This is a genomic window from Acholeplasma hippikon, assembly GCF_900660755.1.
GTDB classification, from domain to species: Bacteria; Bacillota_I; Bacilli_A; order Acholeplasmatales; family Acholeplasmataceae; genus Acholeplasma; species Acholeplasma hippikon.
In genome coordinates this window covers 858009-883321 of the sequence record NZ_LR215050.1, presented here as the reverse complement: position 1 = coordinate 883321, position 25313 = coordinate 858009, and the positions used below count along the sequence as shown (strand labels likewise).

The 25313-nt window shown below is 30.8% G+C and carries 24 protein-coding genes, 1 tRNA gene and 1 other annotated feature; of the genes, 18 read left to right on the top strand and 7 right to left on the bottom strand.

Annotation, left to right across the window (positions count from 1 at the left end; translation table 11 throughout):
- Positions 1 to 23: 23 nt before the first annotated feature.
- The 4 genes from EXC59_RS04300 to EXC59_RS04285 form a co-directional block, all read right to left on the bottom strand.
- Positions 24 to 968, bottom strand: a complete 945-nt coding sequence (locus EXC59_RS04300; RefSeq protein ID WP_035368485.1) for an HAAS signaling domain-containing protein — start codon at positions 966 to 968, stop codon at positions 24 to 26.
- Positions 961 to 1281, bottom strand: a complete 321-nt coding sequence (locus tag EXC59_RS04295; protein WP_035368483.1) for a PadR family transcriptional regulator — start codon at positions 1279 to 1281, stop codon at positions 961 to 963. Before EXC59_RS04295 ends, EXC59_RS04300 begins: the two co-directional genes overlap by 8 nt.
- A gap of 101 nt (positions 1282 to 1382) precedes the next feature.
- The gene (locus tag EXC59_RS04290) at positions 1383 to 1913 is read right to left on the bottom strand and encodes a tRNA (mnm(5)s(2)U34)-methyltransferase (protein ID WP_162163903.1); all 531 of its coding nucleotides are present in this window, start codon (positions 1911 to 1913) and stop codon (positions 1383 to 1385) included.
- Positions 1891 to 2835, bottom strand: a complete 945-nt coding sequence (locus tag EXC59_RS04285; RefSeq protein ID WP_162163902.1) for a TIGR01212 family radical SAM protein — start codon at positions 2833 to 2835, stop codon at positions 1891 to 1893. Before EXC59_RS04285 ends, EXC59_RS04290 begins: the two co-directional genes overlap by 23 nt.
- Positions 2836 to 3149: 314 nt before the next feature.
- On the opposite strand from EXC59_RS04285, the gene EXC59_RS04280 reads away from it, so the two are divergent.
- The 9 genes from EXC59_RS04280 to EXC59_RS04240 all read left to right on the top strand — a co-directional run bounded on the left by EXC59_RS04280 (position 3150) and on the right by EXC59_RS04240 (position 16202).
- Positions 3150 to 3911, top strand: coding sequence for a DUF1189 family protein (locus EXC59_RS04280; RefSeq protein ID WP_035368480.1), 762 nt, complete (start codon positions 3150 to 3152; stop codon positions 3909 to 3911).
- A gap of 3 nt (positions 3912 to 3914) precedes the next feature.
- On the top strand, positions 3915 to 8426 hold the full coding sequence (locus EXC59_RS04275; RefSeq protein ID WP_051658939.1) for a PolC-type DNA polymerase III: 4512 nt from the start codon (positions 3915 to 3917) through the stop codon (positions 8424 to 8426).
- 98 nt (positions 8427 to 8524) lie between these two features.
- On the top strand, positions 8525 to 9250 hold the full coding sequence (locus EXC59_RS04270; protein ID WP_035368478.1) for a Bax inhibitor-1/YccA family protein: 726 nt from the start codon (positions 8525 to 8527) through the stop codon (positions 9248 to 9250).
- Positions 9251 to 9259: 9 nt separating this feature from the next.
- Positions 9260 to 9472: a binding site (T-box leader), on the top strand.
- Between the two features lie 45 nt (positions 9473 to 9517).
- Complete coding sequence (pheS, locus tag EXC59_RS04265) at positions 9518 to 10531, top strand: phenylalanine--tRNA ligase subunit alpha (RefSeq protein ID WP_035368476.1); 1014 nt, start codon at positions 9518 to 9520, stop codon at positions 10529 to 10531.
- 2 nt (positions 10532 to 10533) lie between these two features.
- Positions 10534 to 12885: a phenylalanine--tRNA ligase subunit beta gene (gene pheT, locus EXC59_RS04260; RefSeq protein WP_035368474.1), complete on the top strand. Its 2352-nt coding sequence runs from the start codon at positions 10534 to 10536 to the stop codon at positions 12883 to 12885.
- A gap of 62 nt (positions 12886 to 12947) precedes the next feature.
- The gene (gene rlmN / locus EXC59_RS04255; protein ID WP_035368472.1) at positions 12948 to 13982 is read left to right on the top strand and encodes a 23S rRNA (adenine(2503)-C(2))-methyltransferase RlmN; all 1035 of its coding nucleotides are present in this window, start codon (positions 12948 to 12950) and stop codon (positions 13980 to 13982) included.
- A 10-nt stretch (positions 13983 to 13992) separates the two neighbouring features.
- Complete coding sequence (rsgA, locus tag EXC59_RS04250) at positions 13993 to 14946, top strand: ribosome small subunit-dependent GTPase A (RefSeq protein ID WP_051658938.1); 954 nt, start codon at positions 13993 to 13995, stop codon at positions 14944 to 14946.
- 15 nt (positions 14947 to 14961) lie between these two features.
- Positions 14962 to 15594 carry a ribulose-phosphate 3-epimerase gene (gene rpe, locus EXC59_RS04245; protein ID WP_035368470.1) on the top strand — a complete coding sequence of 211 codons (633 nt, stop codon included), beginning with the start codon at positions 14962 to 14964 and terminating at the stop codon, positions 15592 to 15594.
- The gene (locus tag EXC59_RS04240; RefSeq protein ID WP_035368468.1) at positions 15594 to 16202 is read left to right on the top strand and encodes a thiamine diphosphokinase; all 609 of its coding nucleotides are present in this window, start codon (positions 15594 to 15596) and stop codon (positions 16200 to 16202) included. The genes rpe and EXC59_RS04240 overlap by 1 nt, the downstream gene beginning before the upstream one ends.
- Before the next feature lie 44 nt (positions 16203 to 16246).
- Here EXC59_RS04240 and rpmB read toward each other — a convergent pair whose 3' ends face one another.
- A complete protein-coding gene (gene rpmB, locus EXC59_RS04235) occupies positions 16247 to 16435 on the bottom strand; it encodes a 50S ribosomal protein L28 (protein ID WP_035368466.1) in 189 nt (62 codons plus the stop codon).
- 315 nt (positions 16436 to 16750) lie between these two features.
- On the opposite strand from rpmB, the gene EXC59_RS04230 reads away from it, so the two are divergent.
- Positions 16751 to 18436, top strand: a complete 1686-nt coding sequence (locus tag EXC59_RS04230) for a DAK2 domain-containing protein (protein ID WP_035368464.1) — start codon at positions 16751 to 16753, stop codon at positions 18434 to 18436.
- Positions 18437 to 18518: 82 nt separating this feature from the next.
- Positions 18519 to 18604 (top strand) — tRNA-Leu (locus EXC59_RS04225).
- A 211-nt stretch (positions 18605 to 18815) separates the two neighbouring features.
- On the opposite strand, the gene EXC59_RS07120 is transcribed toward EXC59_RS04225, so the two are convergent.
- Positions 18816 to 19088, bottom strand: coding sequence for a hypothetical protein (locus tag EXC59_RS07120; RefSeq protein WP_162849172.1), 273 nt, complete (start codon positions 19086 to 19088; stop codon positions 18816 to 18818).
- Between the two features lie 276 nt (positions 19089 to 19364).
- Between EXC59_RS07120 and EXC59_RS04215 the strand changes: the two genes are divergently transcribed.
- A complete protein-coding gene (locus tag EXC59_RS04215) occupies positions 19365 to 19766 on the top strand; it encodes an Hsp20/alpha crystallin family protein (RefSeq protein ID WP_035368462.1) in 402 nt (133 codons plus the stop codon).
- A 42-nt stretch (positions 19767 to 19808) separates the two neighbouring features.
- Here the strand turns inward: EXC59_RS04215 and EXC59_RS04210 are convergent, their stop codons facing one another.
- Entirely contained in the window at positions 19809 to 20552 is a 744-nt protein-coding gene (locus EXC59_RS04210; RefSeq protein ID WP_051658936.1) for a hypothetical protein, read from the bottom strand.
- An 845-nt stretch (positions 20553 to 21397) separates the two neighbouring features.
- Here EXC59_RS04210 and EXC59_RS04205 point away from each other — a divergent pair.
- From EXC59_RS04205 to EXC59_RS04180, 6 genes are all read left to right on the top strand, one after another.
- Positions 21398 to 21844 carry a hypothetical protein gene (locus EXC59_RS04205; protein WP_035368460.1) on the top strand — a complete coding sequence of 149 codons (447 nt, stop codon included), beginning with the start codon at positions 21398 to 21400 and terminating at the stop codon, positions 21842 to 21844.
- 30 nt (positions 21845 to 21874) lie between these two features.
- Entirely contained in the window at positions 21875 to 22339 is a 465-nt protein-coding gene (locus tag EXC59_RS04200) for a hypothetical protein (protein WP_035368458.1), read from the top strand.
- 120 nt (positions 22340 to 22459) lie between these two features.
- The gene (locus tag EXC59_RS04195) at positions 22460 to 22984 is read left to right on the top strand and encodes a GNAT family N-acetyltransferase (protein WP_035368457.1); all 525 of its coding nucleotides are present in this window, start codon (positions 22460 to 22462) and stop codon (positions 22982 to 22984) included.
- A complete protein-coding gene (locus EXC59_RS04190; protein ID WP_035368456.1) occupies positions 22972 to 23244 on the top strand; it encodes a hypothetical protein in 273 nt (90 codons plus the stop codon). Before EXC59_RS04195 ends, EXC59_RS04190 begins: the two co-directional genes overlap by 13 nt.
- Positions 23245 to 23339: 95 nt before the next feature.
- Positions 23340 to 24554: an L-serine ammonia-lyase gene (locus tag EXC59_RS04185; RefSeq protein ID WP_035368454.1), complete on the top strand. Its 1215-nt coding sequence runs from the start codon at positions 23340 to 23342 to the stop codon at positions 24552 to 24554.
- A 164-nt stretch (positions 24555 to 24718) separates the two neighbouring features.
- The gene (locus EXC59_RS04180) at positions 24719 to 25312 is read left to right on the top strand and encodes a hypothetical protein (protein WP_035368452.1); all 594 of its coding nucleotides are present in this window, start codon (positions 24719 to 24721) and stop codon (positions 25310 to 25312) included.
- Position 25313 lies beyond the last annotated feature (1 nt).

Genomic DNA, 25313 nt, shown 5'->3' with positions numbered 1-25313 from the left:
TTCTGGTTTTTTAATTAGGGTATTTATTTTTTCTCTGTAAGAATAGCAACCATTGGAATTAATAAGAAAACAATCCATGATATTTGCCATAATCCAAACCCAAAACCTAAACCAAAGAAAATCCAAAGAGAGATAAATGGCATGTAAGCCACAGGATGTTTGAATTTTTCACTTCTATAAATGGCAACAACAGGGATAAGCAATAAAACTAGCCATGACCAACCCCAAACGCCATCTACTAGTAAACTAAACAGCAGGTATCCTGTAATTAAAACTAGCGTGAATACACCCATGAAAATATCATTCTTATTTTTTTCAAAACCAAATTTGATTTTCCCTACAATAATTGCATAGATAATAACAACTGCATAAATTAACCAAGTATAATCCCAATTTCCTGTTAAGTGACCATATAATTGGTGTGCTAGCGCACATAAGAATAAGACACCAACTGTTGAGAAACTCTTCCAGCTCTTATCATCACTAATCAGTAATAAGGATGCTGGAATAACGAAAATAACTGTACCGTATGCATAAAAAGCAGGATAAATATAACTGATAATAAAGTAAGCAATAATTGTGAAGAATATAGAAGATACATAGTATTTTTCTTTATCTCGACTTAATAATATAGCTGACAATGGAACAGATAAGAAGACTAACCAACCTGGATGCCATAAACTAAAGCCAAATCCTAACACAAAGAAGATGATTACGGATATAAATGGAGAAAGTGCAACGAATTTGTCTCTAGGATTTTCTTCGTGTGTTAAGTCTGCAAGCAGCGAGCGATAGATACTTTCAGGTGTTCCTAATTTCTTTATGATTTCATCATGACTGTATCCACTTTCTAATGCTTCATCATAAAGTAATTCATAATCACTAATAATTGAATTAATTTGTTTGGTAATTACATTTTTTTCTTTAAAATATTGTTTAATTGAATTAATATAAACTAATTTACTCATTTTCTTTCTCCTTTAATATTTTCATAACATTTTCGATGAATCCTTCCCACTCATTTAAATATTCATCTAATGTTTCTTTTCCTTTTTTTGTGAGTGTGTAGTATTTTCTTGGTGCTCCAAGTGATGTTTCTTTTGTGTATATTGAAAATAATTCTTGTTCGGTTAATCTTCGCAAAATTGGATAGATTGTATTTTCATTGACATCAAGTAAGTCTGATAATTGATCAATGATTTCAAATCCATACATATCTTTTCGGCTGACAACTTTTAGAATACAAAGTTCAATAACACCTTTTTTAAATTGTGTATTCATAAACTTAATCTCCTAACTACTGTGTATTGCACACTACTAATATATCATGGTACTGTGTAATACACAATACTAATGCATAAAAAAACTGAAAAATTTTCTTTTCAGTCTTTATAATTCCAGTAAAAGATGAACGGTGGTTCATTTTTTGTATCAAATGGTAACTTGATCACACGGTATTTAATTTTATTTTTATCTAACCAACTTTGGATTGCAACACTTTCAATAAAACCTTCAATATGACCAGGATAAGCAACAATTTCGATAAATCCCATTTTCTTTTCATGCAATTTATCTAATGTTTGAATGGTTGTATGATAATTTGTTTTAATCTGTTTATCACTGCCAGGTAAATAACCTAGGTTGAAGATGACACCATCATAATAAGGTGTAATTTTTGTGATGTTTTCAAAAGAAGTATGATGGAATGTAATATTCGAATAATCTTTAGTTAATTCTTTTGAATTGTTGATTGCTTGAAGTTGAATATCAAAAGCATGTACATGTTTGACGTGTTGAGCCAAAAATAATGTGTCATGTCCATTGCCAGCAGTAGCATCAACAATGACTGATTCTTTATTTATATTAGATAATAATAGATTATGTGCTAAATCAGTTACTGTTTTCCTTTTCATAGAAATCTCCTTGATAAGCATTTAGCGTTCTCATTAACTTATCGATTTCATTAGAAACCACAAATTTCTTTTTAGTCCATGTTGGAGCAATTAACATTTCTTCAGGTGCATCACCTGTGACTCTGTGAACAATAATATCTTTTCTTAACCATCTTAATTGATTAACAGTAATATCAACATATTCATCTAATGTTAATAGATGCCATGGATTCTTTAAGTATTCATAACCTATTTTTGTTTTTTCCATTAAATGAAGCATGTGAATTTTAATACCTTGAACGTCTAAAGTATTGATATGTTTCACTGTTTCAATCATCATTTCTTTAGTTTCAGTTGGTAAACCATTAATAATATGTACAACAACATCAATATTTTTCTCTCTTAAACGACGTACAGCATCATCGAATGTTGGTAAGTCGTGTGCGCGGTTAATCAAATCAGATGTTGATTGATGTATAGTTTGTAAACCTAATTCAACTTGAATTGGTTTTCTTGTGTTAAGTTCACCTAAATAATCCACAACATCTTGAGGTAAACTATCGGGACGTGTCGCTATCGATACTAATACGATATTTGGATCTAAATTAATGGCCTCTTCGTAAATTTCTTTTAATTTTGGTAGTGGAGCATGTGTGTTGGTATTAGCTTGGAAATAAGCAATATAAGCGCCATCGCTCCATTTATGGTGCATAACTTCCTTAATTTTTTCAAATTGAACTTTTAAAGGGTCGTGTTTATCTCCTGCAAAATCCCCTGAACCCATCCAAGAACAAAAAGTACATCCACCAGATGCAACCGTTCCATCAATGTTTGGGCAAGTAAAACCTGCATTTAACGCAATTTTAAAAACTTTCTTATTATATTTTTTTCGATAGTAATTATTTAATGTATTATAATGTTTTTCAGCTGTAATTAAGTCCATATTTTCACCACGTAATATTTTACCATAGATTACTAAATATTTCGTTTTCTAATTTTATATCAATCTATATGCATATTTTAATAGATATTTCGTATATTTTTGGATAAAAAGGCTTTAAAATATGTAAAAACTTATAAATATATAATGAAATGAATATTTCATTAGCATAAGTAAAATAATATATAATGTAATCTAAAGAAATTGATGGAAAAACATAATGTTTTCAAACATTATAAAATATATTTATAATTGGCAATTAGGCTTACGATTCACAAGTTAAAATGTTATAATAACCATACGAGGAAGTGTAATTTATGTATCAAAAATTTAAAAGAGGATTACTAAAACCTAGAGAACTAGGATTATACTTAGCAGATTCATGGGGTAAAACATGGAGTTACTTTTTTTTATTGGCTGCCATCTTGTTTTTACCACTTATCGCCATTGAATCAACTTACAGTGGTTTAAGCACTGGTGAATTGAATACGATTGAAGAAAACTATCGAACTTATTTTGTTTCAGATTCAAAAGTAATTGATGGAAAATTAGTTTATGATGTGAATTTAAAAGATTCAAAACAATTAGTTATTGGTTTTTACGATGTTGATTTTTATCAAGGTGAAACACTTTATCAAAGCATGGTTACTTTAAAATTTAAAGAAACGGGAATTGAGTTAAAAACATTAGGTTTTCAGATTGCCTTTAAGAGTTACGAGGAATTAGGGTTAAATAACTTTGACTTTAATGACTATTCAATAACCAATAGACAAAAATTAAGCAATGCATTAAATAAAATGGTGATTGATAATAATATTCCAGTCAAAATAATCTATTTAGTATTTGCATTAATTTCAACATTATTTGATCTATTAGTTATGGTTGCGATTGCTGCTTACTTTGGACCATTAAGATTTCCATTCAAAGTTAAATTTAAAATATCTGTCTATTGCGCAACAATTTATGCAGTCTTTGTCTTGTTTGCAAATCTTTTCAATTTAGAAATCTTAGTATTTATTGGAATGATTGCACTGGTTGCATATATTAGAAGAGCCTTTTCAACAATCATCATGAGGTAGATTATGTCAAACAAATTTGAGGTTTTTTTAAACCAAGCACAACTGAATACCTATCCGCTTTCAACAGCAAAACTAAATGAAGTAGTTGTTAGTTTAAGCAAAAGAAGCCTAACATTTGATGTTACGTTTGAAGATATTATGACAGCTCCACAAATGAGTTTGTTTATTAATCAACTTCAAACTTTTTTTGCTAAGCCTAACTTAGTTGAATCTATTGATTATAAAATTAGATTTACGAATTATAACTTAAAAGATGTTTATCAAGGTTACTATGAAATGATTGTTCATAGAGCAGGCGAAGCATTCCAACCACTACAAATCTTTAAGAACTATAGCATTGAATTTATGGAAAATAAATATATGCTAAACGCTGAAAAAGATAGCATAAGTTTTAAAAAGTATTTCCCTAAATTAAAAGAGTTTTTCTTAAAACATGGTTTCAAAGTAGATTTTGAATTTAAGATTAATGAAAAACTACCTTCAATTGAAGAAATCGTTCAAAGAAATATTGAAGAAACTATTGAAAATATGGAGAAAATGGCAAAACCAGCTGATACCATTATTTTAGATAAGAAAACAACGTTTACCCACAAGAGTTCACCTGAAGCGGTTGAAATTAAAAACATTCCAATTTCACAGTATGAACTTGATAAGTATAAGAACGAAAAAGGAGATGCTAACTTCTTAATTGAAGGTGAAGTCTTCAAAATTGAATATAAAGAATTTAAAACAACAAATCTTGCAACAATATCAATTTTTGATGATAATGATGCAATCACGATTAAACGATTTGTTAAGCAACCAAAAGATATTGAGTTAGTTAAATCAATTAAAGTTGGTGACATTATTCAAGTATCGGGTGAAGCCCAATATGATACCTTCCAAAAAGAAGTTGTTATTATGGCTAGAGCATTCTATCAAATAGAACGTCCTGAGAAAAAAGAAAGAATAGATAAAGCGAAAGAAAAGCGTGTTGAATTCCATATTCACACCAAAGCATCGCCAATGGATGCAGTAACATCTATTCAAGATTATGTTGCGACTTTAGAAAAATGGGGACATGAAGCATTTGCTATTACCGATCGTAATGGTTTATATGCATATCCAGATTTAGCAAAAGCAGTTAAAGGTAAAAATATTAAACCTATATACGGAGTTGAATTAGAATTCGTAGATGATAATGATTTTAAAGTTGCTTACGATTATGATTACGACTTTAATTTAAAAGAAGCCACTTATGTTGTATTCGATATTGAAACAACAGGCTTATCAGCTACAAGAGATAAAATTATTGAAATTGCTGGTTATAAAATTACTAATGGTATGATTGGTGATAAGTTTGAATATTTAATTGACCCTGAAATGGAGTTAAGTGAATTAACAATTAACTTAACAAATATTACCCCTGCAATGTTAGAGGGAAAAGAAAAGATTGAAACTGTCTTACCAAAGTTTTTTGAGTTTATCAAAGGCTCTGTATTAGTTGCCCATAATGCATCATTTGATACAGGATTTATTTTTGAAAAAGCCAAAGATTTAGGTATTAACCATGAGAAATTCCCAATTATTGATACCTTAAATCTATTAAGATATTTCTATAATTCGAAAAATAAAGAGACAAACCACGCTAGGTTCTATAAAACAGATTCCGGAAATATTACAGATTTAAAACGTTTTAACTTAAAAGCAATGACTAAGTTCTTCAAAGTGAACTTAGATGCGCACCATAGAGCGATTTCTGATGCTTATGCAACTGCAGAAGTGTTTATTCAAATGCTACAAAATTTCTACAAAGATGAAATCACAACTTACTTTGAAATTATTGCAAGTATCAAACCTGAAGAAGCATGGCGTCATCCAATTCCAAGTTACGCAATCTTACTTGCTCAAAATCAGGCCGGGTATAAAAACTTATTTAAGATTGTGTCAGATGCATTAACAACTCACTTTGATGGCGGACCAAGATTATTAAAGTCAGTAGTAAATGAATTAAAGGATGGGGTTTTAATTGGAAGTGGCTCTGACTTTGGTGAAGTTTTTGAAGCAGCATTAAATAAAAATGAAGATGAGTTAAGAAAAGCAATTAGTTATTATGACTTTATTGCAGTGCACCCACCTAAAGCATATAAGCATTTAGAAAAAGGGATTGGCACAAACAGTAAAGAAGTTATTCAAGCAGTTATTAAAAAGATTGTAGATACATGTAAAGAAATGGATAAATTAGTGATTGCTACTTCAAATGCACACTACTTAAATCCTGAAGATAAACGCTACCGTGAAATTTATATTCACACCAAATCAGTTGGTGGTGGCATGCATCCATTATCACAATATGAAGAATCTCCAGATCAACACCTATTAACAACTGATGAAATGGTTAGTGCATTTGGATTCTTAGACCCAGTGACAGCCTATGATATTGTAGTTACTAATACAAGAAAACTTGCTGATCAAATTGAGAAAGTTCAAGCATTCCCTAAAGAACTTTACTCAATTACAGACGATGCATTTAAAGATATTTTAGGTGTTCCATCAATTGCTGAACGCTTAAAAGAAATGGTTTATCAAAAAGCCCATGAACTTTATGGTAAAGAACTTCATCCAGTAGTTAGTTCACGAATGGAAAAAGAATTAAAGAGTATTATTGATAACCAATTTGCTCCAATTTATTTTATTTCACATTTGTTAGTGAAAAAATCATTAGACGATGGATATTTAGTAGGTTCGCGTGGATCAGTAGGTTCATCATTTATTGCAACCTTAATGGAAATTACAGAAGTAAATCCTTTAAGACCACATTATCGTTGTCCAAATGGAGATTTCTCAATCTTTAAGATGACAGATGAAGAAATATATGAAGCAGGGGTTAATCCAGAACATGCCGAATATATTGAAGCATTAAAACACGTGAAGTCAGGTTATGACTTACCAAATAAAGTTTGTCCAGTTTGTGGTGCGCCACTTAAGAAAGATGGACATGATATTCCATTTGAAACCTTCCTAGGTTTTGATGGTGATAAAGTTCCTGATATTGACTTAAACTTCTCAGGAGACTATCAAGCTAAAGCGCATGCTTATGTGAGAGAATTAATTGGAGAAGACTTCTCATTTAGAGCAGGAACAATTCAAACAGTAGCAGAAAAGAATGCCTTTGGTTATGTAAAAGGATACTTGGAAGATCGCGTTGCAAATGCAAGAAGTGCATATATTACAAAACTTGCAAGCGGTATAGAAGGAGTTAAGCGTTCAACAGGTCAACACCCTGGTGGAATCGTTGTTGTTCCTAAACATAAGAGTATTTATGATGTAACACCAGTACAATATCCAGCAGATGATACAACATCGACTTGGAAAACAACACACTTTGATTATCACTCATTTGAGGAAAATTTATTAAAACTTGATATTCTTGGTCATGATGACCCAACAATGATTAAGTTCTTAATGGATTATGTTAATCAACATCCGGATGAGTTTGAGTTTACAAGAGCTCAAGATATTCCAGTAGATGATCCAAATGTTTATAAATTATTCCAAGGTACAGATATACTTGGGTTTAAAAATGATGAGTTATATGGTGAAGTTGCAAGTTATGCAATCCCTGAGTTTGGTACGCCATTTACACGTCAGATGTTAATAGATACAAAACCGGATACGTTTGCCGGATTAGTGAAGATTTCAGGTCTATCACATGGTACAGACGTATGGTTAAAAAACTCACAAGATTTAGTTTTAGGTAAAACACAATATGGAAAGATTTCATTTGATGATGTCATTGGTTGTCGTGATGATATCATGGTGGAATTATCAGACCGTGGATTAAATCCATTTAAAGCTTTTGAAATTATGGAGTTCGTAAGAAAAGGAAAGCCATCTTCAAATAAAGCTAAATGGGCAGAGTATGAAGCTGAAATGAGATCAAATAATATCCCTGAATGGTATATTTGGAGTGCATCTCAAATTAAGTACATGTTCCCTAAAGCACACGCCACTGCCTATGTTATTATGGCGATGCGTATTGCATGGTTTAAAGTTTATAAGCCGCTTTTATTCTATAGTGGTTTCTTCTCAAAACGTGCTGTACAATTTGATCATGATACGATGGCAGCAGGATTCAACGCAATTAGAAATAAATTAAATACACTGCTTAATTCACAAGATTTAAAGAGTAAAGAAGAAGAATTAATCGTCACATTATTTGTTGCCTATGAAATGACTAAACGTGGATTTAAGTTCTTACCAGTTGATATTGAAAAATCTGAAGCAACAGAATTCAAAATGGAGAAAGATGGCCTACGTTTACCATTTGTAAGTATTGATGGCCTTGGTGAACAAGTTGCATATGGTATTGTAGAGGCTAGAAATAACAAAGCGTTTACATCAAAAGAAGATGTTCAAAAACGAACAAAAATTAATAAAACAGTATTTGAAAAACTAGAACAAATTAACGCATTAGGAAATCTTAAAGAATCAAATGGTGAAATTAGCTCCGGTTTATTCGCTGAATTATATTAAAAAAACGCATTTTACCCATAAATGAAGACCGAAATATGAAATGTTTTTTATACATAGTATAATGAAAATGAATAAACATCTAGAAGGGGGTATCTCTAATGAGAAGTACAAATCCTATTTTTGAAAGATTAGAAAGAGAAAATTCAGTTTATACAGGAGCGCAATCAAGAACTGGCGTTGTGACAAAAACAGCACTATTAATTGGTTTAGCACTTTTATCTGGTTTTCTATCAATTTATATTCCAGCTGATATTTTAGTGGGCATATTAATTCCAGTTTCAATACTAACGTTTGTTGCATCATTTATTGCAATTATAAGCAGAAGATTTGCAGCTCCAGCGGCAATTATTTATTCAGTTGGTGAAGGTTTAATTTATGGTATTTTAACGCATATCTTAGAACTTGCATTTCCAGGTATTGGATTAATTGCCATTGTTGGTACATTATCAGTATTCTTAGTGATGTTTACACTTTATAGTACTGGTTTACTTAGAGCATCAAGTTTCTTAAAGAAATTTGTGTTAGGTGGTTTAATTTCAATCGTAGTTGGTTCACTATTATTATCAATCACATCATTAATTAACCCAGCATTTGCGAATGCATTCTATGCAAATACATCATTGTTAATCGCAATTTATTTAGGATTAATCGTGTTTGGTGGATTTATGTTAATCACAGACTTCGATCGTGCTGAATCTGTTGTTGAAATGGGTTTAGGTAAGAATGAAGAATGGTTAGCTTCAATGGGTATCATGATCACATTAATTTGGATCTATATTAATTTATTAAGATTACTTATTGTTGTGATGAACGATAGAAAGTAGTAAAATATAAATAAATCGATGATATGGTAGTAGTAAAAAGTTTAAAACATTATAGCGATAAGTGGAAATGGTGAAAGCCACTGATGAAATTGACTTTTGAATTCGACCATGGAGTGGAAAATTAAAAACTTTCCCGTTTCATCTACGTTAAAAGATGTTAAAGTGTCATAACTTTTGTTATGGAACTAAGGTGGTACCGCGGATATTAAATTCGTCCTTAGAGTGAGAATACTCTAGGGACTTTTTTTACGGATAGGAGAGAAAAATATGAAAGAAAAAATAGAGTTAATTGTTAGTGAATTAAAAGCTAAAATTCAAGAAGGTAATTTAACTTTAGAATTACTTGAACAATTAAGAGTTGAATTTTTAGGTAAAAGTGGAAAACTTACACAATTAATGCCTTTGATTAAAACTTTACCAGCTGATGAAAAGCCTTCATTTGGTAAATGGATTAATGATGCTAAAGTTGAAATGGAAAGTTTAATCCAAACTGAAAAGAATGAATTATTAAAGAAAGAATTAGAACTTCAATTAAGTAAAGAATCTATCGATGTATCTGCACCAGGATATGAATTTAAAACTGGAACACTTCATCCATTATCTTTAATTGTTGAAGACTTAGAAGATTATTTCATTGGACAAGGATTCAATGTGGCTGAAGGTCCAGAATTAGAACAAGATCTTTATAACTTTGAAATGATGAACTTAGGTGTAGGGCATCCTGCACGCGAAATGCATGATTCTTTCTACATTACAGAAACTGAATTAATGCGTACTCATACATCACCTGTTCAAGCACGTTATATGTTAAAGAGTGAAGGAAAACCAATCGCAATCATTTCTCCAGGTAAGACTTATCGTCGTGACCCAGATGATGCAACACACTCACATCAATTTATGCAATGTGAAGGTTTAGTTATTGGTAAAGATATTAACTTTGCTCATCTAAAAGAAACATTATTACAAATGGCTCGCCATTTATTTGGACCAGACCGTGAAATTAGATTACGTCCTTCATACTTCCCATTTACTGAACCATCAGTTGAAGTCGATGTTATGTTTACTAAAAAAGATGGTTCAAAACGTTGGATTGAAGTTTTAGGTGCTGGTATGGTTCATCCAGAAGTATTAAGAATGGGTGGATATGATGCAAAAGAAGTATCAGGATTTGCCTTTGGTATTGGTGTTGAGCGTATTGCAATGCTTAAGTACAATATTGATGATATTAGAAACTTCTATACAAATGACCTAAGATTCTTAAGTCAATTCAAGGGAGAATAAGCATGAATATTTTAGACAGTATTTTAAAGAAATTTATCGAAGTACCTTCAAACTTAGATGAAATTACAAATAAACAAATTATTGAAGTTGATGAATTTGGTAAAGTAAATTCAACAAATAACTTAGTGATTGGACATGTTTTAACATGCATCGATCACCCAAACTCAGACCATTTACATATTACAACTGTAGATGTTGGAACTGAAGTTTTACAAATCGTTTGTGGAGCAGCTAATGTTGCAGCGGGTCAATATGTGATTGTTGCGTTAACTGGTGCGGTTTTACCAGGCAACTTTGAAATTAAAAAAGCAACTGTGCGTGGCGTTGAATCAAACGGTATGATTTGTTCATTACATGAATTAGGATTTGATGATAAATACATTCCTGAAAAATTTGCGAAAGGTATTTATCACTTTGATTATGAAATCAAACCAGGAACTAACGCTTTAGAAGTATTAGGCTTAGAAGGTAACAAACTTGTTTTAGGAATGACAACTAACCGTGGAGACTTATTGAGTCACTTAGGATTTGCTTATGATTTAGCTTCATTAACAAATAAAAAAGTAACTATTCCAAAACCTAAATACACAACAATTAATCAAAAAAATGATATTAAAGTAGCAATTGAAACAGATGGCGCATATAAATATGATGCTGCAGTTTTAGAAGTTACAGTAAAAGATTCACCATGGTGGTTAAAAAATGCGTTAATTGAGAGTGACATTCGTCCAATCAATAACGTTGTGGATATTACAAACTACATTTTAATTACTTATGGTACACCACTACATGCATTTGACTACAGCAAAGTGAACGCAAAAGAAATTGTTGTAAGAAATGCTAAAGATGGTGAAAAAGTTATTACGTTAGATGAAATCGAAAGAACATTAACATCTGAAGATGTTGTGATTACAAACGGTAAAGAAGCAATCGCAGTAGCTGGTGTAATGGGGTTAGAAAATACAGTTATTGATGAAAACACAACTAAGATGATTTTAGAAGCTGCATTATTTGATCCAAAACGTATTCAAAAAACATCTAAACGTTTAGGCTTAAAATCAGATAGTTCATTAAGATTTGAGCGTGGTATTGAACAAGACCGCGTAAGAATTGGTATGGAAGCAGCAATCGATTTACTGGTTGAATTAGCAGATGCGAAAGTTTATGAAGGCATTTCAAGTGTTGAACACTTAAAACCATTAAATCCATTTATTGAAACATCAGTTGAAACATTAAATAAAAAGTTAGGTTTAGCACTATCTAAATCTGAGGTCATTGAATACTTTAAACGTTTAAACTATGAAGTCAAAGATGGTTCAAAATTAGCATTCAAAGCGCCAGAATATCGTAAAGATATTTTAATTGAGGCAGACTTAGTTGAAGAATTAGCGCGTATTTACGGATATGACAATATTATTAACCAACGCTTAAGTTTAGCTAATTTAGGTGGTTTAACTTATAAACAAAAAATGGTTAGAAAACTAAGACATTTACTTGCGCATAATGGTTTACATGAAGCAATCAATTATTCATTAGTTGATAGAGATGAATTAGATGAATTCAAATCAATTGGTGACAAAGTTGAATTATTAATGCCAATGAGTGAAGATCGTGTAGTTTTACGTCAATCACTAATTCCTGGCTTAGTAAGAAATATTAGTTATCATCATGCACGTCAAATGAATGATGTATCATTCTTTGAAATTGGTAAAGTGTTTGCTAAAGGTGTTGAATATGAACACTTAGCAATCGCATTAGATGGTAAATTAGTTGATTCAACGTATTTAAATAATGATTTAGTAGCTAACTACTATGTATTAAAAGGTTTATTAGATTTAATCGGAAATAACTTAGGATTTAAGTTTGATGTGAAAAAAACTAGTGACATCAATGCTTTACATCCTGGTATTCAAGGCGAAATCTATGTAGGAAATCAAGCTGTTGGTTATATTGGTAAATTACATCCAACATATGAACAAAAAAATGATGTTAAAGATATTTTTGTTTTAGAATTAGACTTATCTATTTTAGATAAAACTTACCAACCGGTTGTGTTTGAATCTATTTCTAAGTTCCCATCAATTACAAGAGACTTATCATTCATCATTTCTAAAGAACATGCGATTAGTGACGTATTAGCGTTAATCTATCAAACAGCAAGAAAATTAATCACAAAGATTGAGTTATTTGACGTTTATCAAGGCGATAAGGTTGAAGCAGGTTTCCAATCTTTAGCTGTTTCTATTACTTTCAACAACAAAGAAAAGACACTTGAAAAAGAAGACGTAGAAAAAGCAATGAAATCTATTAAGAATAGATTAGGCTTTACATTCAAAGCAGTAGTAAGAGACTAAGAGAATAAGAGCATTACGCTCTTTTCTTTTGGTAAATCTTAAGATTTAAAGTATAATGAGAAATGAAGGTAAGTGATATTATGTTAATTTATGATTTAACTTACGAGGACCTAGAAGAATTCCTCGTAGAAAATGGTTATCCAAAATACAGAGCTGATCAAATTTGGGGATGGGTTTATCGTCAGAAAATTGATAGCTTTGAAGAAATGAATAACGTTCCAGAAGATTTAGTGAAACTTTTAAGTGAAAACTTTAAGTTCAATTCAATGGAATTAGTTATTAAAAACGTGTCTGCTGACGGTACAATCAAGTTTTTATACGATTTACATGATGCAAATTTAATTGAAACAGTTTTAATGAAACATAACTATGGTATGTCTGCCTGTGTAACAACACAAGTAGGATGTAACATTGGATGTTCTTTCTGTGCATCTGGTATCTTAAAGAAACATAGAGACTTATCAGCGGGTGAAATTGTTGCCCAAATTATTAAAACAGAAAAAGACTCAGGTGTAAGAATCTCATCAATCGTTGTGATGGGTATTGGTGAACCGTTTGATAACTATAAGAACTTGGTGAAGTTCTTACAAATTGTTAACCATCCTAAAGGATTAGCGATTGGCGCTAGACATATTACAGTTTCAACATCTGGTTTAGTTCCTAAAATTAAAGAATTTGCACATTTAGGTATGCAAGTGAACTTAGCAATTTCATTACATGCACCAAACAATGAAATTCGTTCTAAATTAATGAAGATTAATGAACGTTTTAATATTGAACAAGTGATGGAAGCAATTAAGTACTATATCAATGTGACTAATCGCCGTGTAACGATTGAATACATTATGATTCAAGAGTTAAATGATAGTGAAGAAACTGCTAAGGAATTAGCTAAGTTATTAAAGGGTATGAATGTTTATGTGAACTTAATCCCTTATAACAAGGTTAAAGAAGCACCATACGAACGTTCTTCACTTGAAAGAAGAGAAAAGTTCTATCAAATATTAAAAGATAATAGAATCACTGCAACATTACGTCGTGAACAAGGTCATGATATTAATGCGGCTTGTGGTCAATTAAGAAGTCAAAACTTATAGGAGATTTTTCTTGGGAAAAGCTTTAATTACAAAATTAATTGGTGGTCTTTACACGTTTAAAGACTTAGATACAAATAGGACATATGAAGGTTACGCCAAAGGTAAATTTAGAAAAATTAGGGTAGAAAAAGACTCTAGTTTTAACAAAAATTTAACTAAAAAAACAAAAAAAGACGTTAAAGACATTGTCTTAAGTCCTAAGGTTGGCGATATTGTTCATTATGAATTTACATCAGATCAATATATGATCACTGATGTTTTAGAAAGAAAAAATGAACTTATCCGTCCAGATGTTGCGAATGTAGACCAAGTTTTATTAGTCTTCTCATCAATCAGACCGGAATTTAGTTTTAATTTATTAGATAAATTTTTAGTTATCCTAGCACATCACGATTTAAGACCTGTTTTAGTTGTATCCAAAATTGATTTAATTGAAGAATCAGAATTAATGAAACTAAAAGAGAATCTAAAACATTATGAAAAGTACTTCGATATCTATTATGTAAATAGTAAACAACGCATTGGCTTTGATGTCTTACAGACGATTTTTAAAGATAAAATCACTGTATTAGCCGGTCAAACGGGTGTTGGGAAAAGTACATTAATGAATGCTTTGCTTCCTCATTTAGGATTAAAAACACAAGAAATTTCAGATGCTTTAGGTAGAGGTAAACATACAACGAGACACTCAGAAATTTATGAATTTGGTGGAGGATATATTGCCGATACGCCAGGATTCAGTAAGATTGAATTTGAGTTTCATGATTATACATTACTTAAAGATTACTTCTTAGATTTTAAAGAAGTAGAACATGAATGCAAATTTGGCTCTAAATGTTTACATTTAAGCGAACCAAATTGTGAAGTCAAACGATTAGTTAAAGAAAATATAATTTTAAAATCTCGCTACGACAGTTATTTAAGCTTCGTAGAGGAGTTAAAAACAAGAAAAGAAAAATATTAATTTTGGAGGCAAAAGATGAAAGTTGCACCATCAATCTTAACAGCTAATTTTACAAATTTAGCACAAGAAATAAAATCAGTAGAAAAGGGATCAGATTATATCCATGTTGATATCATGGATGGACATTTTGTACCTAATATCTCTTTTGGACCTGCAATTGCTGGTCAAATCAGTGAGGTTACAGATGTTTTACTGGATATTCATTTAATGGTAGACTACCCATTATTATGGATTGATAAAGTAAACTTTAAGACAACTGAATTTATTACTGTGCATGCTGAAAGTAATAGATACGCAGAAAGTATTAAACGTATCAAATATTTAGGCAAAAAAGCAGGTTTATGTATTAAACCATCTACACCAGTAGACATTATTATGCCGTACTTAAATCAATTAGATTTAGTTTTAGTTATGGGTGTTGAGCCTGGTTATGGTGGACAAATGTTCATCCAATCTCAATTAGATAAAATTAAAATGTTAGCTGATTTAAAGAAAGAACACGGCTATACATATGAAATTGAAGTTGATGGTGGTATTAACGCTACAACTGCTAAACAATGTGCTGAAGCTGGAGCTACAATTGTCGTTGCCGGTACATATATCTTTAACTTTGAAAATCGTGAAGAAAGAATTAATACATTAAAATAATGAAAATATTTATAGTTACTTATCCGTTTGTTAAAAACTTAAAAGAACTTATAAATGAATATAAACCAAACTACCTCATAGCGGTTGACTCCGCTGTGAGTTTTGTTTATGGGGAAAACATTCCCATTGATTTAGCAGTGGGAGATTTTGATACGCTTAAAGATAAAGGGATTTTAAAGACTTTAAATACAATTGAATTAAATGTCATGAAAGACGAAACGGACACAGAATACGCGATTTTAGAGGCTTTAAAACTAAAACCGGATGAAATTTACTTAATCGGAGGCATTGGTGGGGCTAGGATTGAACACACATATGCAAATCTTAACTATGTTAAGCGCTATAAAAAAATAAAACTAATCACGGATGAATCGGTGATTAGTTCTTATGGTATTGGTACATATGAATTTAATTCAAATGGATACTTTTCAGTATTTGCAAACACAGATTCAGTAATCAGTTTAAAAGATTTTTTATATGAATTAGATTGCTATAAATTAGATCAACTTTCAACAATTGGTATTTCAAATGAAGTAAAAGAAAAACCAGCAAAACTGATTGTTCATGCGGGAGAAGTTTTAGTGATTGAGACTAAAAAGGATAAATAAAATAAAAAAAGGCGAAAAGCCTTAGTTTATTTCATTAATAGTAATTAAGCACGCTCTAAAGTTAATTTCTTTAAAGCTTTTGCAGAAATTTTAACTTTAATCACTTTTCCATCTTCATCTTTAATACGAACTGTTTGAAGATTAGCTTTCCAAGTACGACGAGTCGCATTTAATGCGTGGCTTCGTTTATTACCAAATGATGTAGTTTTACCTGTTACATAGCATCTAGCCATAATATTCAACTCCTTTTATGCCTTATTAATCTTAACATAGAATATTCTAAATTGCAATACATAAAATAAATAAAGACAAAAAAATATATACCAAAGGTATAAGGTTATAGTCAAATTATTAGGATTTTGTAAAATTGTGATATAATCGCTGTATGATATAGTTATATTACGTATTGCAATTGATAGACAAAAGTGATATACTAATGTGCGTTAATGGAAGGTATACCCTTTTTTTGACCTATAAAAGATGACAAATAAAACTTAATGATAATGACAAAAATTCACCTTTTCTTCAGGGTGAATCGGAGGAAAAATATGTCCAATAAAAAGATTAGTGGTGAACTATTTAAACAAATGGTTACCAACGGTGCGATCCACTTGAAGAATAATCATAAAGAAGTGGACCACTTAAATGTGTTTCCGGTACCAGATGGTGACACGGGAACAAATATGCAAATGACTATGATGGCAGGTATCAAAGAAGTTACTGCTGTAAATTCGAGTTCAATCGTTGATGTTTCTAAAATTTTATCAAGAGGCTTACTCATGGGAGCAAGAGGTAACTCAGGTGTTATCCTTTCTCAATTTTTCCGTGGTGTATACTCTGAAATCTCTAAAATCAACAATGGTTCTGTAACAATTAAAGAGTTTATTCAAGCTTTAGTTGGTGGATACGAAATGGCATATCGTGCTGTAATGGATCCAGTTGAAGGAACTATTTTAACTGTAGTTAGAGAATCAGCTGAAAAAGTTTTAAAAGAACAAAAGAACTTTAACTCAATTGAAGATGTATTAAAAGTATATCTAAAACAAGCTAAAGAATCATTACAAAGAACTCCAGAATTATTACCAGTACTTAAAGAAGCCGGCGTTGTAGATTCAGGCGGAGCAGGATTTGTAAAAATCATTGAAGGTATGGTAATGGCACTTGAAGGTCAATTACTATCTGAAGCTGAAGTGAATGCAGCACCTAAAACAGCAAATGCTGAATATGTTGGTGCACATAACTTAGGCGAAATCGACATTAAGTTCGGTTATTGTACTGAGTTCATCGTTGAGTTATTCGACTGGAAAAACTTTGACGTGAAAACAGTTCGTGAACCATTAGAACAAATGGGTGATTCATTAGTTGTTGTTACAGATGAAGACCTACTTAAGGTACACGTACATACAAACCAACCTGGTGTTGCGATTACATTAGCTCAAAAATTCGGTGAATTAAAGACTTGTAAGATTGAAAATATGAGATCTCAACATTCTAATATCACTGGTCAAGATCATTCACAGGATACACATAATCATGCGCATGAAGAAATTAAAGAAGTTGCTAAAAAACCACGTACTGAATATGGTATTATTGCTGTAGCTCAAGGCGAAGGTATTAAAGCAGTATTTGAAGAATTAGGTGTTGATTACATCGTTGATGGTGGTCAAACAATGAACCCAGCGACTGAAGAATTTGTTAAAGCAATTGAAGCAGTCAATGCGGATAACATTATTATTTTACCTAACAACTCAAACATCATTTTAACTGCTGAACAAGCAGCTAAATTATCAGAAGGTCAAAATATTTCAGTTATTAAATCTAAAACTGTAGCGCAAGGTTACTCATCTTTAATTGCGTTCGATCCTACAGCATCATTAGAAGAAAATGCTGAAACAATGCAAGAAGTTATCAGCAATATGAAATCTGCTGAATTAACTTACGCTGTTCGTGATACAGAAATGCATGGCGTTCAAGTAAGAAATGGCGATTATATTGGTATTTCTAAATCTAAGATTATCGTATCATTACCTAATAAATCTGAAGCGATCAAGGAATTATTAAAATCATTAATTGATGAAGATTCTGAAATTGTAACAATTTTCTATGGTAAAGATGTTACTGAAGAAGAAATCGAAGAAGTAAGAGAATTCGTATCAACATTAAATGAAGATTGCGAAGTTGAAACAATTTTTGGTCAACAAGACGTATACTCATACATTATTGCAGTTGAATAATTAACATAAGGCACCTTAGGGTGCCTTTTTTGTTTAAAACAAATTGCAAATGTGATAAAAAAATGTTATCATTTTATCGCATGCTCGGGTGGTGAAATGGTATACACGCAACCTTGAGGTGGTTGTGAGAGAAATCTCATGAGGGTTCAAATCCCTTCCCGAGCACCATTTTGATATTTATTAATGCTACCGTAATGGGTAGCATTTTTTTATATCTGTTAAGTATTGTTGAAGTGATATGGTGTTTTTCTATATAAATTAATATTTTTGAATAAAATGATGTTTTCACTATTGATTTTAATCCTAAAATACTAGGGTTGATTAAAGGCTATTCGAGATTTTGTGTCTTTTTTGATAACAGGTATAAAGGCTATTCGAGTTATATGATGATAATTTTCCAGTTAACGTCTATTTGAAGCCTTGTTTGAATGAAATTATAGTTTCCTGATTTTAAGGGTATATTATCTATTTTATCATTTAAGTCAATTTCATTTATGTTTCTATTTGATAAATGAATACATAAAATAAGATTATCTCTATCCACTGCTATTACATAACTAAATATTTCATTTAAATCAACATCCCTTTTGTTCTTGAGATCCTTAAGCTTTCTCATCAATAAGGGGATGTTTTTTTCATATGTATAGTTCATTAATTTTTTATATCTTAAAGTTAGAAACTGCGCATTTACTTCACTCAGATCAACCTTGAGTTTTTCTTTGATTTGATTTCTAGCAGAAGTATCTATCTTTAGAAAATTTAGATTAGATAACTCATTACTTAATGATTCAACTTTTAAGGTTAATTCATTAATGTTGTCATCTACACCAGATGCTTTTATTGTCTTTTCTAATAAATCATTTATCTCATCTTTGATGAATTTGGACTTAAGTAATGCATTTGCACCTTCATCTAATAATTTATCAATTTGTGCAGAGTAGATGTTTTTAGAAGAGATAGAGACTTGTTCGAGGATTTCTTCAAAGAGTTTGACCGTCCAAAATCCAAAGTAATGAAAACCGATATTAAAGAAACGGACAATGCGTATACCTTCCTAATTGATTTACCAGGTTTTAAAAAAGAAGATATAAAGGTAAGCATTGAACGTGGCTATTTAGTCGTATCAGCAATTTCAAATAGCGAAATTGAGGATAAAAAAGACAATTATATTCGTCGTGAAAGAAGTTATGGTTCAATGACTCATAGTTATTATGTCGGTGATGTAAGCCTTGATGAATTAAAAGGTAAATGCGACAACGGAATTCTCGAAATTGAAGTCCCAAAATATTCGACAAATACAACATCCACAAAATATTTAGACATTAAATAGAAAAAATGCGACTTAACAATTTTTAGTTAAGTCGCATTTTTTCTACGCTTGTAATAATCTTTTGATTTTATTCACCATGTAGATGTTTGGCTCAAAATATTGGATTAAAAAGTTTAACATTGTTTCTGCAGATTCTTTATTGAACTCATAGCCTTTTCGCATGTTCGAAATAAAGTTTTTATGTTCCTTGTAGCGTTCTTCAATTCGTCTTTCTGCGACAAAATAATCTGTATTTTGATTCGTTGGTGTAAAGACAACACCGAACAAATCAATAATCAAATTAAATGCGTAACTTTGTATAAAGGTTGTAGCTGAAGCAATTTCACCACGCTTTAAGCGATTTAATCCAATGTAAATATTTGCTAAAGCTTCACATACATTGTATTCTATGTTTAGTTTTCGTTCATGTATTTTACGTGGACGAATTTTATCTAAATTAAAACCAGGTCTTGCATAATAAACTTTTCCTAATGTAAATGTTGCTTCAAGTATTTCATCTTCAGTAAAAATAGCAAATTCGGCGAAATTTCCATCTTTAAATAATGCTTTATAGCCATCATTAGAGTTTTGAAAACTGAAGACAATTTCATCAAAAGCCAGCCATTCGAGATTTTTCATAAAGTATGGTTTTGTTCCGTTTTTGACAATCAAGAAAAAGTCCATGTCTGAAAATTCATCCATACGGAAAGTTTCGCTCATACTACCTAAACCAAGTAAGCACAGACAATCATCATAGTTTGCGATACGTTGTGCAAGCTTAATCATACCATTAAGTGCATTTATCATATTTTTGGTCCTTTTGATTTTATTGTACTATTTGCTATGATGTTTGTAAAGGGCGGTTGTAAAATGTAGATAAAAGGCGGAATGAAAACGCCTATTTACCTACATTTTTTTGTATACTAAAATAAGTACACTACTGAGTATACAAGGAATTATATGAAAATTATTAATTGTCCCTTTTGTAATGGAATTTTAAAAACGGGAAAATTAGGTTATCGATATATATATATAGAACACCCAAAATTATTTTTGATGATGGGACCGAAAAAAAGTTAATACATTTAATCCTTTTAAACATGCAGTTATCAACAAAGTTTTTTATTGTGAGTCATGTCAGGTTATGTTAGCTGATCTAAGTCCTCAAACATAAAAACTACTGCTTAAATACTGGATGGATTAGTCATAATATTTATATTTAGCTAAGATTATTATTTATTCAACTTGAAGAATTTTTTAATAACAATATAAGAATAAGAGATTATGCAACAAACTCAATACAAACCTTTAAAAATATGTTGCATTATTAACACATGAACTATTGGGTTTATTGCAAAATAAACACACCAAACATAAAGAATGTTGCAAAATAAACACAACAAGTTGAAAGTTTGTAGCATTTCATTTACAGCAAGACATCTAAGAACCTTCTAGGCTTGACACATAAGTGTCAAGCTTTTTTACTTTGGTAAACTCGAATTAAGTTAGATTTAAGGTGGACGTATGGGGGGGGGATTCTTATAATTCTTTGAATTATTTAATACTTTTCTCTTGTGTATTATTTAATTTCACGTCTTTAGCATTAAAGTAACGTATAATAAAGGTGAAAAAATGTTTAAGAGGGGATAAACATGAAAACAACAACTAAATTAAAAATATGGGGTTTTATACAATTGATTCTAGGTATGATGCTCATTGTATCTGCAAATACTGTTTTTGCTGAAGAAGATATTTTTGGTAAACATGTTAGACCGGAAGTGATTGTTCCCGGTATTTTATTAGTGTTTATATCAATTATTATTATTTTTGCAGGGTTTGCTCCTGAACTTACAAGTATGAGTGCGAAAGTACAATCTGAATCTGTTCAATATGCTAAAGACGAACTTGAAGAGTCTATTTCAGCAACTTCAACTGTTGTTGCTGAAGGTATTAAGCCAGCAGTAAAAGAAACAATTATTGAACTTAGACAAGAAGATGTTGAATCTCAGCTAATTAATGCTAAAAGTTTATTCGAACAAAAATTAATCTCAGAATCAGAATATCAAGAATTGAAAAAACGCATCTTAGGAATTAAATAGGTTTAATTACGCCTAGAAAGGTGCATAGCTATGCATGTTAAATATAAAAAAACATTGTTTTGGCTCTACTTATTAATTACTATTCCATTTACATTTTTTAGTTTATTTATAGAAAAATTAATGGGGGAAACTTATTATTTTCTAGAAGATATTTGCTTTGGAATGGGTTTACTTATTTCTATTTTATTAATCTACAAACAATTTTTTTCATTTATAAGTTATGAAGCTAAATTTGAAGAAAATGGCATCATAATTATTAAGGGTAAAAAGGAAATTTTTATCGATATAAAAAATATTAAAGATATTAAATATGATCCAACTCAAATGGAAGATACTCTAGAAACATATAGTTATGTATTGGTTAAAAAGGCACTAAACATTAAGTTAAAAGAACCTGTTCGATATAGAAAATATCTTTTTATTAAATTAGTAAAAGAAGATTATGAAAAGTTACCTAAAGCATATGTTAATTTAATATCCAATCGTGCAAGATAAATTTGATAGAGTGGCTTATAATAAGCCATTCTTTTTTATATATAAATAACTAAAGTTTATAAAAAGTAGTTTAATAGAAGTGATAGGATTGATGAGAAACCCTATGAATTGAGGCTTATAATGAAATTACATACTGAACGTTTAACTTTAGTACCATTAGGTATTAAATATTTAGAATCAACCCATGAATATTCATCAGATAAAGATGTTACCAAATATATGTTTTTTCACAATGAAAATATTGAAACAACAGCTGCATTTTTAATTGGTGTTGATTTAGCATGGAATCAATTTCCAATCACATATTATGAGTTTGCTATTCTTTTTGAAAACAAGCATGTAGGGGCGATTAGTTTATATATAGAAGATGATAGAGCTGAGATTGGCTGGATTTTAAATAAAAAATATTGGAATCGAGGTATAATTTCTGAAGCAGCTTTTAAAATGGTTGAATTTGCTAAATCTTTAGGGTTAAAAAAATTAACTGCTAATTGCGATTCTGAAAATATTGCTTCATATAAGGTTATGGAAAAAATAGGAATGAAACGAGTAAGTGATTCAGGAAAGCGAAAGAATTTTCATGCTGATGTTGAAACTATTGAATATCAGTACGAAATGGATTTAGGTAATAAATGTTTACTATAGAAAAAAACGATAAAAAAATAAAAATTTTATGCAATCAGACACTTATCTTTGATGATGTTTTTGATGTGAATGATTTTCATTTTGAGATAGATAGTGATCGATTTACACTATATGAAAAGCAGGGAAATAAATTAGTGTTTCATCGTGATAAAAATAATTTATGGTCTGTATTTTCTAGTTATCAAATGACTCGTCAAATGCTTTATGTGACCTTTGAATCACTCATTGATTTAACAAATAAGCTAACAAACATTTTATAAAGAAGGACTTAACCTTCTTTTTTCTTTCATAATTATAAAAAAACCTAGAATAAAAGATATAATATGATTGATGTTTTATTTTAAGGAGTGTTTAGATGCTTAGTTTAAGATCATTATATCAAATTGGACATGGACCATCCAGTTCTCATACCATGGGACCTGCTAAAGCTGCAAAAAGAATTAAATTAGAGTACCCAGATGTTACGCGTTATGAAATTACGCTTTTTAACTCTTTGGCATTGACTGGTAAAGGACATTTAACTGAGATTGCTATTGAAGATACACTTAAACCTGCAACAGTAACATTTCAAAATAAAATTGATTTAGAAAAGCATGCAAACACTTTAATCTTTAAAGGATATATTTATGATCAGTTAGTTGTTGAAAAAGAAGTAAAAAGTGTTGGTGGAGGCAGGATTTTATTTGTGGGTGAAGAAGATGTTGAAAAAGAGATTTATCCACATCATACGTTTAGAGAAATAAAAAAATATTGTTTAGAAAAAAATATAAGTTTATATGAGTATGTTTTAGAAGTTGAAGGCGAAGGTATCTTGGATTTTCTTCGTGAAATTTGGGATGCGATAAAAGCCGCAGTAGAACGCGGTATTCAAACTGAAGGTACATTACCCGGACCATTAAAAGTAACTCGTAAAGCAAAAACACTTTATGAAAAGAAAATGAAGAATGAACCAGCAGAGGTATTAGAAAATCGATTAGTTAGTGCATATGCGTTTGCAGTGAGTGAAGAAAATGCAGCAGGTGGTGTGATTGTAACAGCTCCTACATGTGGTGCTTGTGGTGTATTACCTGCACTACTTTATTACATGCATAAAAAACATAAATTTATTAGTGAAGAAAGAGTTTTACAGGGCTTAGCTGTAGCTGGTTTATTTGGTAACTTGATTAAGTATAATGCATCAATTTCTGGTGCAGTAGCTGGATGTCAAGCAGAAGTTGGTTCGGCTTGTAGCATGGCTGCAGCCGCTCACGCAACATTATTTAACCTTTCAATTGACCAAGTTGAATATGCAGCAGAGATTGCCATGGAACATCACCTAGGTTTAACTTGTGATCCAATTAATGGATATGTTCAAATTCCGTGTATTGAAAGAAATGCAGTTGCAGCACTTCGTGCAATCGATGCATGTGGCTTAAGTTACTTCTTAAGTGATTCAAGAAAAATTAGTTTTGACATGGTTGTTAAAACAATGTATGAAACAGGACTTGATATGCATACTTCCTACAAGGAAACCTCTTTAGGCGGTCTTGCTACAAATTATGATAAACATAAGGATGATAACTGTTGGTAAAAGGACATTTTGAATGTCCTTTTTTGTTTTTATCAAAAAAAAGTGATGAAATGATAGCGATTACATACTTTTACCACATATTAAAAAAAACTTTCAATAACTGTTTATTAAAATAAACATATAAGGACATAAAAAAATTAATTAATAGGAGATAGGAACTTAAAATGAAAAAAGTATGGTATGTTTTAATGCTTGTACTTGTCGTTGGTTTAGTTGCTTGTAAGAAGACAAAAGAATCAGTTGATGAGAACAAAGTAGCATTTGAAAACAAAATGAGTTTTTTAGCGGGTGCTAATAATTACGCTATGGAAGTATCAATTTATGACTATCAAACGCTTGATTCAACAATCGTTAATATGGTGTTTGATGGCAATAAAACAAAATATCAAGATGGTAGTTATGTAGCATTCTACGATCACAGTGGATCTAAGACTAAAGTATATACACAAATATTAGGTGGCTTTGAAGTAAAAGAAGTCGCTAAGAAGGAAAGAGATTTCTACTACAAATTTACTTATGAAATGTTTACTGAATCAAATGGAAGTTACTTACTAAAATACGATCAATACGATGCATTAGAATCTTTCAGTTTAATTGCTGGTAGTGATGCAAAGATTGAAAATGTTCAATTAGATTTCAACACAAACAGTTTGGATAAGATTTCATTCTCAATTACTGTTGATGGAACTAAATATAGTGTGACACTAACAATTTCTAATGTTGGACAATCAAGTGTTCAATTACCGGAGGTAAAGTAAG

Coding starts and splice junctions, on each gene's coding strand:
- EXC59_RS04300 (WP_035368485.1), bottom strand. CDS start 968: ATGAGTAAATTAGTTTATATTAATTCAATTAAACAATATTTTAAAGAA.
- EXC59_RS04295 (WP_035368483.1), bottom strand. CDS start 1,281: ATGAATACACAATTTAAAAAAGGTGTTATTGAACTTTGTATTCTAAAA.
- EXC59_RS04290 (WP_162163903.1), bottom strand. CDS start 1,913: ATGAAAAGGAAAACAGTAACTGATTTAGCACATAATCTATTATTATCT.
- EXC59_RS04285 (WP_162163902.1), bottom strand. CDS start 2,835: ATGGACTTAATTACAGCTGAAAAACATTATAATACATTAAATAATTAC.
- EXC59_RS04280 (WP_035368480.1), top strand. CDS start 3,150: ATGTATCAAAAATTTAAAAGAGGATTACTAAAACCTAGAGAACTAGGA.
- EXC59_RS04275 (WP_051658939.1), top strand. CDS start 3,915: ATGTCAAACAAATTTGAGGTTTTTTTAAACCAAGCACAACTGAATACC.
- EXC59_RS04270 (WP_035368478.1), top strand. CDS start 8,525: ATGAGAAGTACAAATCCTATTTTTGAAAGATTAGAAAGAGAAAATTCA.
- pheS (WP_035368476.1), top strand. CDS start 9,518: ATGAAAGAAAAAATAGAGTTAATTGTTAGTGAATTAAAAGCTAAAATT.
- pheT (WP_035368474.1), top strand. CDS start 10,534: ATGAATATTTTAGACAGTATTTTAAAGAAATTTATCGAAGTACCTTCA.
- rlmN (WP_035368472.1), top strand. CDS start 12,948: ATGAAGGTAAGTGATATTATGTTAATTTATGATTTAACTTACGAGGAC.
- rpe (WP_035368470.1), top strand. CDS start 14,962: ATGAAAGTTGCACCATCAATCTTAACAGCTAATTTTACAAATTTAGCA.
- EXC59_RS04240 (WP_035368468.1), top strand. CDS start 15,594: ATGAAAATATTTATAGTTACTTATCCGTTTGTTAAAAACTTAAAAGAA.
- rpmB (WP_035368466.1), bottom strand. CDS start 16,435: ATGGCTAGATGCTATGTAACAGGTAAAACTACATCATTTGGTAATAAA.
- EXC59_RS04230 (WP_035368464.1), top strand. CDS start 16,751: ATGTCCAATAAAAAGATTAGTGGTGAACTATTTAAACAAATGGTTACC.
- EXC59_RS07120 (WP_162849172.1), bottom strand. CDS start 19,088: ATGAACTATACATATGAAAAAAACATCCCCTTATTGATGAGAAAGCTT.
- EXC59_RS04210 (WP_051658936.1), bottom strand. CDS start 20,552: ATGATAAATGCACTTAATGGTATGATTAAGCTTGCACAACGTATCGCA.
- EXC59_RS04205 (WP_035368460.1), top strand. CDS start 21,398: ATGAAAACAACAACTAAATTAAAAATATGGGGTTTTATACAATTGATT.
- EXC59_RS04200 (WP_035368458.1), top strand. CDS start 21,875: ATGCATGTTAAATATAAAAAAACATTGTTTTGGCTCTACTTATTAATT.
- EXC59_RS04195 (WP_035368457.1), top strand. CDS start 22,460: ATGAAATTACATACTGAACGTTTAACTTTAGTACCATTAGGTATTAAA.
- EXC59_RS04190 (WP_035368456.1), top strand. CDS start 22,972: ATGTTTACTATAGAAAAAAACGATAAAAAAATAAAAATTTTATGCAAT.
- EXC59_RS04185 (WP_035368454.1), top strand. CDS start 23,340: ATGCTTAGTTTAAGATCATTATATCAAATTGGACATGGACCATCCAGT.
- EXC59_RS04180 (WP_035368452.1), top strand. CDS start 24,719: ATGAAAAAAGTATGGTATGTTTTAATGCTTGTACTTGTCGTTGGTTTA.